This is a genomic window from Mycobacterium sp. (genome assembly GCF_025933915.1).
GTDB lineage: Bacteria > Actinomycetota > Actinomycetes > Mycobacteriales > Mycobacteriaceae > Mycobacterium.
The window spans coordinates 1-3,577 of record NZ_JAICZA010000266.1 but is presented as its reverse complement, the minus strand read 5'-3'; the positions used below and the strand labels follow the sequence as shown (position 1 = coordinate 3,577).

The following is a 3,577-nucleotide window of genomic DNA, read 5'->3' as shown; positions in this document are numbered from 1 at the left end:
GCCGGCGCCGCCGCCGACTTTCCCGGCGAGCCCTGGGCCGTGCCGAAGTTCTACTGGTCGGTCTTCGCGACCCGCGCGTTCGAGGCCGGTCTGGACGCGCTGACGCCCGAGGACCTGCGACCCGAATGGTCGCTGCCGTCGGAAGAGGAGTTCACGTTCGGGTATGCCGACGGCGACATCGACGCCGTCGTCGAGACCGACGACGACGCCCGGGACGCCAAGAGGGCGGCGCTCGCCGCGCACGCCACCCAGGTGGTCGTCGGCCCCACCGGCCGCGCCTGCGCCTTGTCCAACAACGTGGCGCTGCCGATCCTGGGGCACGAGCATTACGTCTTGGCGGCCGGCGGCGCGGGGAAACGCGACGAGCGTGGGTGGGAAACGGATCTGCTCGCAGGCCTTGGTTTCACCGCGACCCGCACGCGGTAGGCTGCCAAACAGGCAGCCACGGAAGGAATTCGCATGGACCCCGACCTGGACCCTAATCAGCAGCACTGGCAGGACCGACTCGACAGCCTGCAGTGGGTGATCGGCTCGATACTCTCCAACGTCGACAGCGTTCCGACCTGACCGACACCCAGCCACGCGTTGCGTCCGTTGAAGACAGCGGCGCAACCGACCCCGCGATTCGTTTCGTTGTGCTGGCGCTTTTGGCGGTCGATGGGGTTCTCTCCGCACTGGCCGGGGCCCTGCTGCTGCCTTTCTATATCGGGACGATTCCTTTTCCCATCAGCGGATTGATTTCCGGGCTGGTCAACGCGGCGCTGGTGTGGGCGGCCGGCCGATGGACCCGGTCCCCGCGGCTGGCCGCGCTGCCGCTGTGGACATGGCTGCTGACGGTGGCGGTGATCAGCATGGGGGGCCCGGCCGACGACGTCGTCCTGGGCGGTCGCGGCCTGATGGCTTACGCGGCCCTGCTGCTGCTGGTGCTCGGTCTCGTACCGCCGGTCTGGGTGCTGTGGCGGCGCGGCCGCAGCGGCTGATGGCCGCGTCCGCCGAGTGGACATTTCGGCCGGGATGTCGCCCGCTTGCCGCTGCGGGTGTGGCGCTACTGTTGACTGTTGCCCATACGGGACCCGCCATGGGTGCCACGATTTCACATGTTGGGACGCACGGATGAAATTCGATCGTCGGGAAGTTACACGAAGGTGCTGTTGACTCCGGGCGAGGAGCCTACCGCTCTGCCTGATCCGCAGATTCCGGCCAAGGCCAGTGCGTCGAAGGCCGATGCGTCGGCGCTGCGACGGGTATTGCGGCGGGCCCGAGATGGTGTTGCGCTGAACATTGACGAGGCTGCGGTCGCGATGACCGCGCGCGGTGCGGATCTGGCGGATCTGTGCGCCAGCGCGGCGCGGGTGCGCGACGCGGGCCTGGAATCGGCCGGGCGGCACGGCCCCGGCGGACGTCTGCCGATCACCTACTCGCGCAAGGTCTTCATCCCGGTCACCCACCTGTGCCGCGACAACTGTCATTACTGCACCTTCGTCACCGTCCCGGGCAAGCTGCGTGCCGAGGGCGCCGGCATGTACCTCGAGCCCGACGAGATACTCGACATCGCCCGCCGCGGCGGCGAACTTGGTTGCAAGGAAGCACTGTTCACCCTCGGGGATCGGCCCGAGGATCGCTGGCCGGAAGCGCGCGAATGGCTCGGTCAACGAGGCTACGATTCGACGCTGTCGTACGTGCGGGCGATGGCGATCCGGGTGCTCGAAGAAACCGGCTTGTTGCCGCACCTGAACCCCGGTGTGATGAGTTGGTCGGAAATGGCGCGGCTCAAGCCGGTGGCTCCGTCGATGGGTATGATGCTCGAGACGACGTCGCGGCGGCTGTTCGAAACGAAAGGGCTTGCGCACTATGGCAGCCCGGACAAAGATCCGGCAGTCCGGTTGCGCACTTTGACCGACGCGGGCCGGTTGTCGATTCCGTTCACCACCGGTCTGCTGGTCGGCATCGGCGAGACACTGGCCGAACGCGCCGACACCTTGCACGCGATTCGCAAGTCGCACAAGGAGTTCGGCCATGTGCAAGAAGTGATCGTACAAAATTTCCGGGCCAAGGAGCACACCGCCATGGCCACGGTTCCCGACGCGGGCATCGAGGATTACCTGGCGACGGTGGCGGTTGCGCGGCTGGTGCTCGGTCCCGGGATGCGTATCCAGGCGCCGCCGAACCTGGTCTCGCGCGAGGAGTGCCTGGCGCTGGCCGGCGCCGGGGTCGACGACTGGGGCGGTGTATCGCCGCTGACACCCGACCACGTCAACCCGGAGCGGCCGTGGCCGGCGTTGGACGAATTGGCCGCCGTCACCGCCGAAGCCGGTTACGAGCTGGTCCAGCGGTTGACCGCGCAGCCCAAATACGTGCTGGGCGGCGCGGCCTGGATCGACCCGCGGGTGTCCGGACATGTGCGGGCGCTGGCCGATCCCGCGACCGGTCTGGCCCGCGATGTCAATCCCGTGGGGTTGCCATGGCAGGAGCCCGACGACGTCGGTTCGGTGGGCCGGGTCGACCTCAACTCGGCGATCGACAGCGAGGGCCGTAACACCGAAACCCGCAGCGACATCGACAGTGCCTTCGGCGACTGGGAATCGATCCGCGCGCACGTCAACGAGCTGGCCGCGCAGGGCGCCAAAGCACCAGAACGCCTAGACACCGACGTGCTCGCCGCGCTGCGCTCCGCCGAACGCGATCCCGCCGGCTGCACCGACAGCGAATACCTGTCGCTGGCCACCGCCGATGGCCCGGCGCTGGAAGCGGTTGCCGCACTGGCAGATTCGTTACGTCGCGACACCGTCGGTGACGACGTGACGTTCGTGATCAATCGCAACATCAACTTCACCAACATCTGCTACACCGGGTGCCGGTTCTGCGCGTTCGCTCAGCGCAAGGGCGACGCCGATGCGTATTCGCTGTCCGCCGACGAGGTCGCCGACCGCGCCTGGGAGGCGCACGTGCAAGGGGCTACCGAGGTGTGTATGCAGGGTGGCATCGACCCCGAACTGCCGGTCACCGGCTACGCGGACCTGGTCCGCGCGGTCAAGGCGCGGGTGCCGTCGATGCACGTGCACGCATTTTCTCCGATGGAGATCGCCAACGGTGTGACCAAGAGCGGGTTGAGCATTCGCGACTGGCTCATCAGCTTGCGCGAAGCGGGCCTGGACACCATCCCCGGCACCGCCGCCGAGATCCTGGACGACGAAGTGCGCTGGGTGCTGACCAAGGGCAAGTTACCGACCTCGCTGTGGATCGAGATCGTCACCACCGCACACGAGGTGGGCCTGCGGTCGTCGTCGACCATGATGTACGGCCACGTCGATCACCCGCGGCACTGGGTCGGTCACCTCAACGTGCTGCGCGACATCCAGGACCGCACCGGAGGTTTCACCGAGTTCGTGCCGCTGCCGTTCGTGCACCAGAGCTCGCCGCTGTATCTGGCCGGTGCGTCGCGGCCCGGGCCGACCCATCGCGACAACCGCGCGGTACACGCATTGGCGCGAATCATGTTGCACGGCCGCATTTCCCAGATCCAGACCAGCTGGGTCAAGCTCGGTGTCGAGCGCACACAGGTGATGCTCAATGGCGG

Annotated in this window: 2 protein-coding genes and 1 pseudogene; all 3 read left to right on the top strand. The window is 67.5% G+C overall.

All coding sequences use genetic code 11. From position 1 onward, the window contains the following. Positions 1 to 426, top strand: a pseudogene (locus Q0W90_RS23725) (N-acetyl-1-D-myo-inositol-2-amino-2-deoxy-alpha-D-glucopyranoside deacetylase); the annotation flags it as partial. Between the two features lie 92 nt (positions 427 to 518). Next, positions 519 to 980 carry a hypothetical protein gene (locus Q0W90_RS23720; RefSeq protein ID WP_297592288.1) on the top strand — a complete coding sequence of 154 codons (462 nt, stop codon included), beginning with the start codon at positions 519 to 521 and terminating at the stop codon, positions 978 to 980. Positions 981 to 1,148: 168 nt separating this feature from the next. Next, a partial coding sequence (locus Q0W90_RS23715) for a bifunctional FO biosynthesis protein CofGH (protein ID WP_297777033.1) occupies positions 1,149 to 3,577 on the top strand: 2,429 nt, incomplete at its 3' end.